The following is a 16,813-nucleotide window of genomic DNA, read 5'->3' as shown; positions in this document are numbered from 1 at the left end:
ATCATTTTTTATTACCAAAATATTGTGTACAAAGCTGCCAATATGCCGCAAACAATTAATGCGCCTACGGTAAATGAAGTATTCAATCCAAACATTTTTCTATCTAGTTCTAATGCATTAGGTTTTACTCCTTTTTTATTTTCATACATACTGATAAAATACATACCAATAACACTAGCACAAAATACAAACCCCATCCTATCCAAGAATGGAATTTCATAAATCCCTTTCTCATTCATTTTTGAAAATCCTATTGAAGACAAAAATGAAAGATTTACTGCAGCAGGAATGAATTTTAAAACGAATGAAAAAATAACCCCGCCAATAGTAGCGAACAATGCCGCATTAGAAGTAGTTTTTTTCCAGAAGAACCCTAAAATGAACATTGCAAAAATACCCGGACTTACAAAACCTGTGTATTCCTGCACATATTGAAAACCTCCTTTCTTATCAATGCCCATTAATGGAGCAATGACAACCGCCAATAGCATTGCGACCAACACAACAAGTTTCCCAATTTTTACTAATTTAGTTTCATCAGCACTTTTATTAATCTTTTTATAAATATCCAGTGTAAAAATAGTAGCAATGCTATTAGCTTTGCCAGCAAGAGAGGCGACGATTGCTGCTGTTAAAGCAGCGAATGCAAGGCCTTTTAAACCTGCAGGTAAAAGATTCAATAATACCGGATAAGCTCTGTCAGGATTCAATTCTCCATTTTGTAACAATTCTGTTTGAAAATTCCCTCGTTGATGCAATACATACGCAGCAATACCAGGCAGAACAACAATTACCGGCATTAATAATTTCAAAAATGCAGCAAACAAGATTCCGCCTCTTGCAGTCTTTAAATCAGCTCCTAAAGCTCTTTGTGTTATATACTGATTACAGCCCCAGTAATTCAAGTTTACAATCCACATACCTCCTATTAAAACTGTTAGTCCGGGCAAGTCCATGTAGTTAGCATTATTCTTATCAAAAATCATATGAAAATGATCATCTGCATGCTGTGTTAATAGTCTAAAACCATTGATGGTACCAGTAGTACCAAATTCTTTCGATACAAGATTCAACGCAATATAGGTTGTTACCAACCCTCCCAGAATTAGAAAGAAAACCTGTATTACATCCGTGTAGCCAATCACTTTCATACCACCCAATGTAATAATGATTGCAAATATTGCCAAGAATAACATACAGGTTGTAATACTTATTCCCGAAATGCTGCTGATAGCTAATGCTCCTAAGTAAAGTATAGAAGTGAGATTTACAAGCACATACAACAAAAGCCAAAATATAGCCATAATCATAGCCACCGTCCCATTATACCGCTGACTTAAAAATTGCGGCATTGTATAAATTTTATTCTTCAGATAAACAGGAATAAAAAATATTGCGACGATCATCAGCGTAGCCGCAGCCATCCACTCATATGTAGATATAGCTAAGCCCATTTTAAAGCCACTCCCACTCATTCCTATAAACTGTTCGGCAGAAATATTAGAGGCGATTAAAGAGGCTCCAATTGCCCACCAGGTCAACGAACCCTCTGCCAAAAAATAATCTTTGCTATCTACTGATATTTTTTTCTTTCTGCGATATACAATATATCCATATCCGGCTACCACCAAAAAGTAAATAAGAAATACAATATAATCTTTCGTTTGAAGTGAATTCATAAGCAATGATCGATAAGATAAGTATAAAAAATTTTGATAAATATAACAGTATATTTATAGGTAATCGTAATTTTTTACACTTGTTTTTTGAATGGAGTTAAAATTATATTTTCGACGTTAATTATGGACCAGTTTCAATCAACCGCATTATTAGTTTTTACTACTGAAAGATTATTATTAAGGCCACTCTTGCCGGATGACGCAAAGGGCATTTTACATATCAGATCCAATGATATAGTGAATAGGTATATTGACAGACCAAAAGCCAATACAATTGAAGACGCCAAAGAGTTTTTAACCAGAATTGAAAATCTTACAAATAACAAGGGATGTTATTACTGGGCTATATTCCTCAAAGAAACGCAAGAACTAATAGGCACTATTTGCTATTTTAATTTTGATAATGAAAGAAGAATGGCAGAGATCGGATATGAACTGTTACCTGATCATCAGCGTAAAGGGATCATGCTGGAAGCAATCTCTACCGTGATTAACTTTGGCTTTGAAACACTCAACCTTAGTGTAATCTATGCCTTAGTAAAACCCGATAACGAAAGGTCTGTTTTACAACTTTTGAAAAATAATTTTAGCAAAGACATCAATTTTGAATATATCAATAAAGAAAAGAGTGGGAATTTCAACGCCTATATATTAACTTATGACAATTACACAAAAGCAAAAGCTTCCTGAATAATCAGGAAGCTTTTGCTTTTGTGTAACATGAGAACAATCTTAATAGAAGATATAAATCATATCAATTAGAAATGATAGATACCTGCGATCAAAGCAGTAACTGTGCTTTTTGTTAAGCCTCCATCTGCTTTATTGAATAATTTGAAAGTACCGTTATCAACACGTACTTCAGGTACAAGTGTAAATCCACCAACTTTGTAATTTGCAGATAATGTTGCAGCAAAAATATTATCGCCTAACAAAATTGCATCTTGTTTGTCGCTGAAATATTCAGTACGAAGTGTAAGGCCTAAATCAGCTTTAGGATCGTAGTTGAAGTATAAAGCAGAACCCCACCAATTAGCAGAAGAACCACCGCCAGAATATAATTTGATTGTACCATCATACCCTAAGCTGAATTTGCTTGCAACTGCTGCTGTAGCAGTAACGCCAATTTGGTTTTCGCTTCCGCTTTTGTAGAAAGTACCAACATAATTTACCCAAACTTTGTATTTATCATCTTTAGATGCAGTACCGAATTGAGCGATAGCAGCTTTAGGAACCTTTTGATCATCAGTTACCTGATCTGTTGGGTTTGCAACTCCAACCATCAAAGTATTTTTTCCACCTAAGCTGATATCAGCTTTGATACCTGTATGAAAAAACGGACCGTTAGTAAACATATAGCTCATGCTATAGTTTCTGTTTAAATAAGCATCTAACAATTCGTATCCAACGTGTGTACCCCATTTACCAGCAGTAAATTTAATTTTAGAACATGGCGCATAAGAAATGTAAGCTTGTTTAACAGCTTGCATTAAAGTACCGTCATTGTTAGACGAGCCTCCGTCGTTATAAGAAAATTCCTGCGCTCTTTTACCAAAACCCAAATCGATTGTTCCGCTAACTTTTCCTGCTGTGTGTTCAGCTTTCAAAGAAGCCATACCCAATTCGAATGAATTTTGTGAATTGGTAAAAGAAGTTAAGTTGTTAGAGATCCCATAAGACTTACCAAAGTTATAACGGTAGTAAGCATCAAGAGAACCAGTAATGGTTGTTTGAGCAAAAGCAGCATTTAAGCATAAAAATGCAGCTACAATTGATAAAGAAATTTTTCTTGTCATAGTGTTTGTCATTTGTTTTAGTTTTTGGTTAAAATAAAAGGGAATTGGTAAGGCACAATCCCCTTTTATCAAATGTTGTTTTATTCTTTAGTACTAGTAATTAGCTTTTTCTTGTAAACCAGATTCAGTTTTAACAAGCAATGTTCCTTGAACATAATTTTCATCATGTTGAGAAGCATCCAACCCTTCATCTTCTTCTTCGCTAGTAACACGTAATGGAAGAATAAGGTTGATCAATTTGAAGATAATGAACGCTACTACAAAGCTATAAGTAGCAGATATAAGCATTCCTTTTAACTGAATTAAAAATTGACCCTCAACAACTAATGAGTTAACATTTTTATCTCCGAATACACCTGTTAAAAGCATACCTGTCATACCACCTAAACCGTGACAAGCAAATACATCTAAAGGATCATCCAATTTTGTATGACTTTTCAAGAATTCGGCTACTACATTAGAAACGATAGCAGCGATAAAACCGATAAATAACGCCTGAGGAACACCTACGAAGCCTGCAGCCGGTGTGATAGCAACTAATCCAACAACAGCACCGATACAGAAACCTAATACTGAAGGTTTTTTGCCTCTAAATACATCTAAGAACATCCAAGATAGACCAGCAGCAGCAGCAGCAGTATTTGTTGTAGCAAAAGCATAAACAGCTAATGACCCAGATCCAACAGCACTACCTGCGTTGAAACCAAACCAACCGAACCATAGTAAACCTGTACCTATCAACACGTAAGGAATATTTGCCGGAGGAATAGGCCCGCCTGCAATAACATTTCTACGACGTTTTAAAACGATAGCACCTGCCAAAGCAGCCATACCTGCTGAAATATGCACCACAGTACCACCAGCGAAATCTAACACACCCATTTTGAACATGTATCCATCAGGATGCCATGCCATATGGGCTAATGGAGAATATACCAATACAGCAAACAATACAATGAATAAAGAATAAGAACTGAAACGGATACGTTCTGCAACAGCACCTACTACCAGACCCGGAGTAATGATCGCAAACATTAATTGAAAGAAAGAGAATAGCGGTAAAGGAATAGTAGTAGCTAAAGACCATGGCTCACCATTCATTACATTTTTAAACATAAAGAATGTTCTTGGATCACCGATAAAACCACCAATTGATTTACCAAAACAAAGACTGAATTGAACAACAACCCATAAAACAGAAACGATACCAGCAGCTACCGTACTTTTGATCATAGTAGAAAGTACATTCTTACGAGCCACCATTCCTCCGTAAAAGAAGGCTAAAGCCGGAGTCATTAAAAATACAAAAGCACAAGACACCAACATCCAGGCAATGTCACCACTATTATAAGTGTATTTTGGAGCTTTCGTTGCTTCATCAATTACAGAATTAGGATCAAAAGAAGCACCCGGTGCAACAAACAGTGCACCAATTACTACTGCTAACAGCACCAGGAAGGGAGTTACATTTTTAATTGATTGTTTACTCATATCAGTTGTTTTTTTGTTAAGTAATTAACACATTAAATAAATTATTTATTTGTGTTGTTATAACAAAAATACAAGTAAAAGGCAATCAAACAATCAAAATTATTATATTTTTATTTATTTAATATTTAATATTTATATATAAAATACTAATAATTCAAGGTTGTTGATCTATTTTTTTAAAAAAATTGAGAATATATCCAATAAAAAATAAAATAAAAGCAATAAAAATCATTTTTTTGTATCAATTTGATAAAAATATCATTATATAAAATGATACTAAAAAGGGGATAAAATTAAAAATTTTATCCCCTTTAAAATAAACTTAGCCTTTTTTACCTAAGGTATCGTGCAATGGCATCTCCATCTGCAGTTTCTAATAATGATTGCCCCATTAAAAATTCGTCTACCTTTTGAGCACAATCTCTTCCTTCTTTTATAGCCCACACTACCAAAGACTGCCCTCTCCTTACATCCCCTGCAGCAAATACTTTATTTATATTAGTCTGATAATTCTTTTCGGTGGCTTTTACGTTCCCTCTTTCATCCAATTCAACATCCAGCTGATTTACCACTCCCTCATGCTGAGGATGCACAAAGCCCATTGCAAGGAAAGCGTATTCACAAGGAATCTCTCTTTCTGAACCGGCGATCTCTACAAAGCTGGCTGGTTTACCATCCACAATTTTCCATTCCAAATCTACCAGTTTAAGTGCTTTTAAATTACCCTTACCGTCACCGATGAATTCTTTTGTAGCAACAGCCCATTTCCTTTCGCACCCCTCTTCATGCGATGAAGTTGTTTTCAATACCATTGGATAAGTGGGCCAAGGCATTTGTATATTTCTTTCCGCAGGTGGCTTAGGTAATAATTCAAACTGAGTAATACTTGCAGCTTTTTGACGGTTAGACGTACCAACACAATCACTACCAGTATCTCCGCCACCAATCACAACTACATTTTTACCAGTTACAACAATATCTTCTCCATTAACCTTTCTTCCGGCTACTCTTTTATTTTGTTGTTTCAAAAAGTCCATTGCGAAATAAATGCCTTTCAATTCTCTGCCAGGTATCGGCAAATTTCGTGGAATAGTTGATCCTCCGGCCAAAACGATCGCCTGATATTCTCTCAAAAGATCATTTACTGATATATCTACTCCTACGTTGGTATTATTTCTGAAAATAACACCTTCTTCTTCCATTAATTTTACACGTCTGTCAATTACCCATTTTTCCAATTTAAAATCTGGTATGCCATAACGTAATAAACCTCCGGGAGCATCGTCTCTTTCGAATACAGTTACTAAATGGCCGGCAGCATTCAATTGTGCCGCTGCTGCTAAACCTGCCGGACCACTTCCTACTACCGCAATTCTTTTTCCTGTTCTGGAAATTTGTTTTTGCGGTTGTACATACCCTTTTTCAAAAGCAATTTCTATGATATGTCTTTCTATTTCTTCAATAGTAATAGCAGGCTGATTGATCCCTAACACACAAGCTGTTTCGCAAGGTGCCGGGCATATTCTGCCGGTGAATTCAGGGAAATTATTTGTAGAAGATAATATTTCATACGCTTCCTGCCAGCTTTTACGATATACAGCATCATTGAACTCAGGGATAACATTACCTAATGGGCAACCACTATGACAAAATGGAATACCACAGTTCATGCATCTGCCCGATTGCTGGTTCAGCTTATCATCAGGAAATCTTTCTATAAATTCTTTATAGTCATTTACTCTTTCCGCTGCCGGACGCTTTGCCGGTAATTCTCTCGTAAATTCTAAAAAACCCGTTGGTTTACCCATTGTTGAATTAAAAAATAAAAATTAAAAATTAAAAATTCCGAATCCTATATTCGATCTTCTGTATTCTAGATTTTTTCTCTTATTATGCTTTCACTTTAGCACTTTTGTTTTGCAACACTTTTTTGTAATCTGTAGGGAATACTTTTACAAAATTCTTCACCTGATTTTCAAAATCATCAATTACGAATTTGGCCACTGTACTCTTTGTGTTTTGATAATGATTAGTGATCAATTGCAATAGATCTGCTTTATCATCATCTCCTACCGGATCAAGATCAACCATCTCCTGATTACATTGTTCAGCAAAATTTCCTTTTACATCATATATATATGCAATACCACCGCTCATACCAGCTGCAAAGTTTCTTCCTGTATCTCCAAGAATAACGATCGTTCCTCCTGTCATATATTCGCAACCGTGATCTCCTACACCTTCTACAACCGCTCTTACACCTGAGTTACGTACAGCAAACCTTTCTCCTCCTTTACCTCTGATATAGGCCTCTCCGGATGTAGCCCCATAAAAAGCAACGTTACCAATGATGATATTATCTTCAGGAACAAAAGTTGCTTTTGTATTAGGATATACGATCAATCTTGCTCCACTTAAACCTTTACCAAAATAATCGTTTGCTCCACCTTCTAATTCTAGTGTCAGTCCTTTTGCATTAAATGCACCAAAGCTTTGTCCGGCTATACCTGTAAACTTAAAGTGGATGGTATCATCAGGTAATCCCTCGCCTTTATATTTTTTAGATATTTCGTTAGATAAGATAGTTCCAACCGTACGATCTAAATTTATGATAGGGAATGATGCTGATACTTTTTCTCCTTTCTCCAGAGCAGGTTTAGCAGCTGCCAATAATTTCCAATCTAGTACTTCAGTCAATTCATGATCCTGAATCTCACTGTTGTATAAACCTACATGTGGTAATGAGGGTTCTTTGTATAATATTGGAGAAAGATCCAGTTTACTGTATTTCCAATGCTTGATATCATCTTTTGCTTTTAAGCAATCAGCCTGTCCAACCATTTCATTGATCGTTCTGAAACCAAGTTCTGCCATTATCTCTCTTAATTCCTGTGTTAAGAATTTAAAAAGATTTACCACATGATCTGCATTACCGGTAAAACGTTTACGTAATTCAGGATCTTGTGTAGCCACGCCAACCGGACATGTATTCAAATGACATTTACGCATCATGATACAACCTTCGGTAACCAATGCAGCTGTTGCCACACCCCACTCTTCAGCACCTAATAAAGTTGCGATCGCAATATCTCTACCGGTCTTCAATTGACCATCGGTTTGTAATACAACCCTGCTGCGTAATTTATTTCTTACTAATGTTTGTTGTGCTTCTGCCAAACCAAGTTCCCAAGGTAACCCAGCATGTTTGATAGAACTAACCGGAGACGCTCCTGTTCCACCATCAAAACCAGAGATCAACACTACATCTGCTTTAGCTTTTGTAACACCTGCAGCAATAGTACCTACGCCGGCTTTAGAAACCAGTTTCACATTTATTCTTGCAGCTCGGTTAGCATTTTTTAAATCGAATATTAACTGAGCCAGATCTTCAATAGAATAAATATCATGGTGCGGTGGTGGAGAAATTAACCCCACACCCGGTGTAGAGTGACGGGTTTTACCGATCCAGTCATCAACTTTATGACCAGGTAATTGTCCTCCTTCACCCGGCTTAGCGCCTTGTGCCATTTTAATTTGCAATTCGTCTGCTTCAGTAAGGTAGTAACTCGTCACACCAAATCTTGCAGAAGCCACCTGTTTGATCGCACTACGCATACTATCACCATTAGGTAATGGCGTATAACGCATTTCATCTTCTCCTCCTTCTCCCGTATTACTTTTACCGCCTAAGCGATTCATTGCAATAGCTAATGTACTATGTGCTTCATGAGAGATAGAGCCAAAACTCATTGCACCTGTGGCAAAACGCTTATAGATATTTTCTGCAGGTTCTACTTCATCAATTGAAATAGATTTACGATTTGGATTGAATTCAAACAAGCCTCTCAACGTACAAGCCTTTTCGCTTTGATCGTTTACAAGTTTCGAATATTTTTTGAACGTATTGTAATCATCCGTTCTTGTAGAATATTGCAGTAAGTGAATGGTTTGCGGATTGAATAAATGGAATTCACCTTTACGTTTCCATTGATACACACCACCTACAGATAACCTGTCTACAGGCACCTCTTTTCTACTGTATGCATATTGATGCTTCGCTAAATTCTCTTTAGCAATTTCATCCAGCCCCATACCTTCGATACGAGATACCGCACCGGTGAAATATTTATCAACTACCGTTTTATTTAAACCGATAATTTCAAATATCTGTGCTCCCTGATAAGATTGTAATGTTGAAATTCCCATTTTTGAGAACACTTTCAACAAACCATCTTTAACGGCCTTGGTATAATTCTTTTTAAGTTGTTCTACATCCAGATCTGTATCCAATTTACCAGATAGTTTCATATCACGTATGCTGGATAATGCCAAATATGGATTGATAGCAGTTGCACCAAACGCTAACAAACAAGCGAAGTGGTGTACTTCCCAAACATCACCGGCTTCTACCACTAAACCAACACTTCCACGCAATCCTTTACGGATAAGGTGATGATGAATGGCTGCTGTTGCTAACAATGACGGGATAGGAGCATGATCTGAATCGATCGACCTGTCGGTCAAAATCAATACTTCAAAACCATCCTGCGCTGCATCTACTGCATAACGACAAATTCTATCCAATGCTTTTTTCATTGAATCGGGTTTGCCATCTGCTCTATAATATATTTGTAATGTTTTTGCCTGAAAGATACCGGTATCAATACTCCTGATCTTTTCTAATTCATGATTAGACAGAACAGGATGTTTTAATGCTACTGTATGACAGCTTAATGGATCTTCTACCAATACATTTCCATTATTACCAACAAAAGTTGCCAGAGACATTACCAGTCTTTCTCTGATAGGATCTATCGGAGGGTTAGTAACCTGGGCAAATAATTGTTTGAAATATGAACTTAAATGTTGAGGCTGATCGCTTAAGATGGCCAAAGGCGTATCTGTACCCATTGAACCGATCGGCTCTTTACCATCCAATGCCATTGGAGCAATGATAGTATCCAGATCTTCGGTAGAATAACCAAATGCTTTTTGATATTTGAAGATCTGATCATGTTCCAGATGAGTGAACATTACTCTTGGTTCAGGCAATTCTTCTAAACGAATTTTGTATTTATTCAACCAATCCCCATAAGGTTTTTGTGAACAGATAGTATGCTTAACTTCTTCGTCACTGATGATACGTCCTTGCTCCATATCAACCACAAACATTTTACCCGGTTGCAGCCTTCCGTTTTCTTTCACTAATTTAGGATCGATGATCAATGCGCCAGACTCAGAAGCCATAATAACTCTGTCATCATGTGTAACACAATATCTTGAAGGACGTAGTCCGTTTCTGTCTAATGTTGCTCCAATAATTTTACCATCGGTAAATGAAATAGAAGCCGGGCCATCCCATGGTTCCATGATAGAAGCATGATATTCGTAGAAGGCTTTTTTAACCGGATCCATTTTATCATCACCATCCCATGCTTCAGGGATCAACATCATCATTACATGGGGAACAGATCTACCTGAAAGTACCAGCATTTCTATCATGTTATCCAAACAGGCAGAATCTGACTGATCGGGAACAGTGATAGGTGTAAGCATTTCCATCTCTTCTTTAGTAAAAAGAGGAGATTCATAACTATTTTCGCCAGCCTTTAACCAGTTAAGATTTCCTTGTAATGTATTGATCTCCCCGTTATGAGCAATATACCTGAATGGTTGCGCCAATTTCCATGAAGGGAATGTATTGGTAGCAAAACGTGAGTGTACTAAACCAAATGCTGATACAACTCTTTTATTAGTAAGATCTGTAAAATAATTACGAACCTGTATACTTCTTAATTGTCCTTTATATACAACTGTTTTGCTTGATAAAGAGGCTATGTAGAAACCAATGGCATCTTTACGAACAGTATTACTGATAGTATGGCTTGCATAGTTACGTAATACAAAGAGTTTACGCTCAAATTCATCCGTATTTTGAATATGATCCGGACAAGCGATGAATACATGCTCCATTACCGGTTCTACAGACAACGCTGTTGGACCGATATCGGTTGTATTTACCGGAACACTTCTGTAGCATAATATCTCAAGCCCTAATTTCTCAGCAGCTCTGGCAAAAATTTCACGGCACTCTTCTCTAAGTTTGATCTCTTTGGGAAAAAATACAACACCAACTCCATATTTGCCAAATGCAGGAAGATGAACGCCTAATTTTACGCATTCATCAAAGAAGAATTCGTGAGGGATCTGTATAAAGATACCTGCGCCATCGCCGGAATTCTTTTCACTTCCGGTTGCACCTCTATGCTCCATATTTTCTAATATGGTTAACGCATCCGAAATGTTCTGGTGAGATTTATTGCCTTTAATATTTGCTACAAATCCGATACCACATGAATCATGTTCTAACTGGGGTAAATATAAACCAGTACTGTTTGCCATAAGTATATAAAAGTATTAGGTTAATCTTTTTTTACGGCAGCAATCGTTAGCTGCGAATTTACTTAAAAATTGTTAAAATTTATTGATTTGTATCATAAATAACTACACTAAATGATCGAAAACGATGTCATCGCTCTTTAATTCGGTATAATTTATCAGATATTTATTTAGATTATGAATCAATTCTTCATAATGCTCTTTTTCCTTTAATTCTAATCCTACCAAAGCCGGTCCTGTTTCTTTATTATGCTTTTGTATATATTCAAATCTTGTAATATCATCATCCGGCCCAAGTACGTCATTCACAAATTGTTTTAATGCTCCGGGCCTTTGAGCAAACCGAATCAGGAAATAACGTTTTAATCCTTCGTATTGCAAGGATCGTTCCTTAATCTCCTGCATGCGGTCTATATCATTATTTCCGCCGCTTAGCACACATACAACATTCTTCCCCTTTATTTGCTCTGCAAAATCATCCAGCACTGCAATTGATAATACTCCGGCGGGTTCGGCCACAATTGCATCTTCATTGTACAACTTTAAAATAGTGGTACATACTTTACCTTCAGGAACCAGGTGCACTTCATCCACCACATGCTTACATATATTATAAGGAATATCTCCTACCCTTTTAACTGCCGCTCCATCTACAAAACGATCCATCGTTGTGAGTGTTACAGGATGACCGGCTTTTATAGACTCGTACATTCCGGGAGCACCGGAGGGTTCAACACCAATTATTTTTGTTTTAGGAGAAACGGACTTAAAATAAACTCCCATTCCTGCGCTTAATCCGCCACCGCCTATCGGTACAAACAAATAATCGATATCCTTGAGGTCTTCCAGAATTTCAACAGCAACTGTACCTTGTCCTTCTATGATCTTGTAATCATCAAAAGCTGATACAAAGGTCATATGATGCTCGTGTGTATATTTCTTTGCAGCTGAGGCACAATCATCGTAAGTGTCTCCAACCAGTTTGATCTCAATATTATTCTCACCAAACATTTTTGTTTGATGGATCTTTTGATTGGGAGTTGTAACCGGCATAAAGATCACTCCCCTGACATTTAATTTTTTACAACTAAATGCAAAACCCTGTGCATGATTTCCTGCACTGGCACACACCACCCCTTTTTGCAATTGTTCAGTAGGCAATGTGCTCATCATATTATACGCACCCCGTAATTTATAAGAGCGTACAACCTGGAGATCTTCTCTTTTCAGGTAAACATTACAATTATACCTTTTAGAAAGATTCTGATTGAGTTGCAATGGAGTTCTTACTACAATATCCTTTAATCGCTGCATTGCTGCAGAGAAGTCAAGCCCGATATTATTTGTAGTAGTACTCATTCGTTTAACGTTAGAACGTTTAATGGTTTATATCTTTTAAGGTTAGGGAACCGTTAAACGTTAAACCATTAAACGTATACAACGATTTTATGCATTCGTAGCGATCGTCTTCATATCCGTCATAGCCTGACGCAATACGGCACCAATTGATTCAATTGGATGTTGACGAATCTCTTTATTTACAATAACCAATTCTCTGTTATCTACTCCGCCATCTTTACCGGCATTGAAATTTTTACCGATGATATCTGTATCTACGGTTTTCATAAAATCAGCTAACAATGGCTTACATGCATGATCGAATAAATAACAACCATACTCAGCAGTATCAGAAATCACACGATTCATTTCGAATAATTTTTTACGTGCAATGGTGTTAGCGATCAATGGTGTTTCGTGCAATGATTCATAGTAAGCTGATTCAGGTTTGATACCGGCTTCTACCATTGTTTCAAATGCCAGTTCAACACCGGCTCTGATGAAAGCAACCATTAATAAAGCGTTATCAAAATATTCCTGCTCTGCAATTTTCATATCCCCTGCAGGCGTTTTTTCAAAAGCGGTTTCGCCTGTTGCTGCTCTCCATGCTAATAAATTTTTATCTCCATTAGCCCAATCTTCCATCATTACTCTTGAGAATTCACCGCTCATAATATCATCCTGGTGCTTTTGGAATAATGGACGCATGATCACTTTTAATTCCTGAGAAATTTCAAAACATTTAATTTTTGCAGGATTAGACAATCTGTCCATCATACCGGTAATACCACCTTGTTTCAAAGCTTCAGTAATTACTTCAACACCATATTGTACCAACTTAGATGCATACCCTTTGTCAATTCCTTTCTCAATCATTTTATCAAAAGAAAGAATCGAACCTGTTTGTAACAAACCGCAAAGAATAGTTTGTTCTCCCATCAGATCAGATTTTACTTCCGCAACAAAAGATGATTTCAATACACCCGCTCTGTGACCACCTGTTCCAACTGCATATGCTTTTGCCTGTGCTAAACCTTTTCCTTCCGGATCATTTTCAGGATGCACAGCGATCAATGTAGGTACACCAAAACCTCTAACATATTCTGCTCTTACTTCAGAACCCGGACATTTAGGAGCAACCATGATCACAGTGATATCTTTACGAATTTGCATTCCTTCTTCTACTATATTAAAACCATGAGAGTAAGAAAGCGTAGCACCTTTTTTCATCAAAGGCATTACTGCACTTACTACAGCAGTGTGTTGTTTATCCGGAGTCAAATTGCTAACTAAATCCGCAGTAGGAATTAACTCTTCGTAAGTTCCAACAGTAAATCCATTTTCAGAAGCGTTTTTCCATGATTGTCTTTTTTCAGCGATCGCATCTGCACGAAGCGCATATGATACATCCAATCCAGAATCTCTTAGATTTAATCCTTGGTTAAGACCTTGAGCACCTGCTCCTACGATCACAATTTTTTTACCTTTTAGAACATTTACACCATCCGCAAATTCGCTGCGGTCCATAAATTCACATACACCTAATTGATTTAGTTTTTCTCTAAGCGGTAATGTGTTAAAATAATTAGCCATTTGTTTTTTATTTTTTGTTTTTGTTAGATGAATATTTATATGCTTTATTACACGAATTTTATTTCATTTTTTTCCGGGAATCAACATTTTACATAGTAAAAATATGATCTTGCTGATTCAGGTATTCATTTTCTATTACATCTTCGCCTGGTTCTCTGGCCTCAAACTGACGAAGTTTTTCATGGAAACCGCTACTGTCTTTTATAATAGCAACTCTTGCACTTCTTACAAACTCTATCAGTCCGAACTGTCCAAACACTTTTATTAACCTGTCTGTTTCTTCTCTATGCCCGGTTGTTTCAAAAATGGTATAATCTTTCGTGATAGCAATAACTCTTGCTCCAAATTGCCTGAGCAATCTTTCTACTTTTACGATATCAGCGATAATACCGGTTGGCACTTTATACAAAGCAACCTCCTGCCATACCAATTCATCGTTTGTATTATAATAGACTTTCAATACCTCTACCTGCTTTTCTATCTGGCGGCAAAGTTTACGTACTACATCTTCATACTCATTGATCACAATGGTAAAACGATGTATGTTCTCAATTTCAGAAGGAGATGTATTTAAACTTTCTACATTTATTTTTCTTCTTGAAAACATAATAGCAATACGACTCAATAGACCTACCTGATTTTCAGTGTACACTGTAATTGTAAATTCCAGTTTACCAGATTTGTCAACAACTACATGCCCGCCGGGAGGTGTAGTAATATCCAGATTTTCGATACCGTTATTTTCTTTTGACATAAAATTCGTTTTTACAATTCTTCTTTACTTAAAATAATTTCAGCAACCCCTCTGCCTTGTGGCACCATCGGGAACACATTGTTTTCTTTACCGACCATTACCTCTAACAAATAAGAACCTTTATGTGTAAGCATGGTATTCAATGCATTTTTAAGATGCTCTCTTTTGCAGATACTACGCCCCTCAATCTTATATGCTTTTGCTAATTGTATATAATCAGGACTGGTGATATCGACAAATGAATATCTTTTTTCATGGAATAGTTGCTGCCACTGACGTACCATTCCAAGGAATTGATTGTTCAGAATAATTATTTTAACATCTACGTCAAATTGCATGATCGTACCCAGCTCCTGCAAGGTCATTTGAAAACCACCATCACCGATAATTGCTACTACTGTACGTTCTGGCGCTCCGTATTTTGCACCAATTGCTGCAGGCAAAGCAAACCCCATAGTACCTGCTCCACCGGAAGTAATATTACTTTTTGACTGATTGAATTTTGCATAACGACAAGTTACCATTTGATGCTGACCAACATCGGTTACAATGATCGCATTCCCATCAGTTAACTCATTCAATACTTTTATTACTTCTCCCATTGTAAGCACCTCTCCTGTCGGATTCAGTTCATCTTTAATGACTACTTCTGCTTCCTTGCGAATGTGTTCATGAAATTTACTGATCCAATCTTTGTGATTTTTTTTCTCGATCAATTTGGTCAACATCGGCAATGTTTCTTTACAATCGCCCCAAACAGGAACAGTTGCTTTTACATTCTTATCAATTTCTGCAGGATCAATATCCAAATGAATCACTTTTGCTTGTTTTGCATATTTATCTAAACGGCCGGTTACACGATCATCGAAACGCATACCAACGGCTATCAAGACATCACATTCGTTGGTCAATACATTCGGGCCATAATTACCATGCATACCTAACATCCCTACATTTAAAGGATGATCTGTTTCCAAAGCACTCAATCCTAATATTGTCCAGGCAGCAGGTAATCCTCCTTTTTCGATGAAAGCTTTAAATTCTTTTTCTGCTTTACCTAGTATGATACCTTGTCCGAAAATTACAAATGGTCTTTTTGCTTCATTGATCAGCTTAGCAGCTTCCTCTACATACTTTTTACGTACAATTGGTTTTGGACGATAGCTACGAATGTGATCACATTTTTTATATCCTTCGTAATCGAATTTTTGTAACTGTGCATTCTTTGTAATATCGATCAACACCGGCCCCGGACGACCCGTTGCCGCGATATAAAAAGCTTTTGCCAATACCCCGGGGATTTCTGTAGCATCAGTCACCTGATAGTTCCATTTGGTAACCGGAGTTGTAATATTTATTACATCCACTTCCTGAAAAGCATCTGTACCTAACAAATGTGCAAACACCTGTCCGGTGATACATACTAGCGGAGTACTATCGATCATAGCATCAGCCAAACCAGTTACCAGGTTAGTTGCACCCGGTCCGCTTGTTGCAAACACCACACCTACCTTGCCTGATGAACGGGCATAACCTTGTCCGGCGTGTATTCCCCCCTGTTCGTGACGAACGAGGATATGTTTCAATTTATCAGCGTAATCATACAATGAATCATATATAGGCATGATAGCACCTCCGGGATATCCAAAAATGGTATCCACATTTTCTGCAACCAATGCTTCTAACACAGCTTGCGAACCACTGATGTTTTGAATAGATGCAGTCGCTTTTTCTTTTTCTTTTATTTCAAGAGTTTCCATAAC

The 16,813-nt window shown here is 37.0% G+C and carries 10 protein-coding genes; 1 reads left to right on the top strand and 9 read right to left on the bottom strand.

Going from position 1 to position 16,813, the window contains the following annotated elements; all coding sequences use genetic code 11:
- Nucleotides 1–11 precede the first annotated feature (11 nt).
- A complete protein-coding gene (locus LK994_RS11020; RefSeq protein WP_229760135.1) occupies nt 12–1,679 on the bottom strand; it encodes a sodium/sugar symporter in 1,668 nt (555 codons plus the stop codon).
- 123 nt (nt 1,680–1,802) lie between these two features.
- On the opposite strand from LK994_RS11020, the gene LK994_RS11015 reads away from it, so the two are divergent.
- Nucleotides 1,803–2,369 carry a GNAT family N-acetyltransferase gene (locus LK994_RS11015; protein WP_229760134.1) on the top strand — a complete coding sequence of 189 codons (567 nt, stop codon included), beginning with the start codon at nt 1,803–1,805 and terminating at the stop codon, nt 2,367–2,369.
- Nucleotides 2,370–2,437: 68 nt separating this feature from the next.
- Here the strand turns inward: LK994_RS11015 and LK994_RS11010 are convergent, their stop codons facing one another.
- The 8 genes from LK994_RS11010 to ilvB form a co-directional block, all read right to left on the bottom strand.
- Nucleotides 2,438–3,487 carry an outer membrane beta-barrel protein gene (locus LK994_RS11010; protein WP_229760133.1) on the bottom strand — a complete coding sequence of 350 codons (1,050 nt, stop codon included), beginning with the start codon at nt 3,485–3,487 and terminating at the stop codon, nt 2,438–2,440.
- 81 nt (nt 3,488–3,568) lie between these two features.
- On the bottom strand, nt 3,569–4,966 hold the full coding sequence (locus LK994_RS11005) for an ammonium transporter (protein WP_229760132.1): 1,398 nt from the start codon (nt 4,964–4,966) through the stop codon (nt 3,569–3,571).
- Nucleotides 4,967–5,298: 332 nt separating this feature from the next.
- Nucleotides 5,299–6,774, bottom strand: coding sequence for a glutamate synthase subunit beta (locus LK994_RS11000; protein ID WP_229760131.1), 1,476 nt, complete (start codon nt 6,772–6,774; stop codon nt 5,299–5,301).
- An 82-nt stretch (nt 6,775–6,856) separates the two neighbouring features.
- Nucleotides 6,857–11,368, bottom strand: coding sequence for a glutamate synthase large subunit (gene gltB, locus LK994_RS10995; RefSeq protein ID WP_229760130.1), 4,512 nt, complete (start codon nt 11,366–11,368; stop codon nt 6,857–6,859).
- Nucleotides 11,369–11,470: 102 nt separating this feature from the next.
- The gene (gene ilvA / locus LK994_RS10990; RefSeq protein WP_229760129.1) at nt 11,471–12,724 is read right to left on the bottom strand and encodes a threonine ammonia-lyase IlvA; all 1,254 of its coding nucleotides are present in this window, start codon (nt 12,722–12,724) and stop codon (nt 11,471–11,473) included.
- Nucleotides 12,725–12,811: 87 nt separating this feature from the next.
- Nucleotides 12,812–14,296: a ketol-acid reductoisomerase gene (gene ilvC, locus LK994_RS10985; protein ID WP_229760128.1), complete on the bottom strand. Its 1,485-nt coding sequence runs from the start codon at nt 14,294–14,296 to the stop codon at nt 12,812–12,814.
- Nucleotides 14,297–14,384: 88 nt separating this feature from the next.
- Complete coding sequence (gene ilvN, locus LK994_RS10980; protein WP_229760127.1) at nt 14,385–15,050, bottom strand: acetolactate synthase small subunit; 666 nt, start codon at nt 15,048–15,050, stop codon at nt 14,385–14,387.
- A gap of 11 nt (nt 15,051–15,061) precedes the next feature.
- On the bottom strand, nt 15,062–16,810 hold the full coding sequence (ilvB, locus tag LK994_RS10975) for a biosynthetic-type acetolactate synthase large subunit (RefSeq protein ID WP_229760126.1): 1,749 nt from the start codon (nt 16,808–16,810) through the stop codon (nt 15,062–15,064).
- Between the last annotated feature and the right edge of the window lie 3 nt (nt 16,811–16,813).

It is taken from the genome of Ferruginibacter lapsinanis, assembly GCF_020783315.1.
Classification (GTDB): domain Bacteria; phylum Bacteroidota; class Bacteroidia; order Chitinophagales; family Chitinophagaceae; genus Ferruginibacter; species Ferruginibacter lapsinanis.
This window is presented reverse-complemented; position numbering and strand designations above follow the sequence as displayed.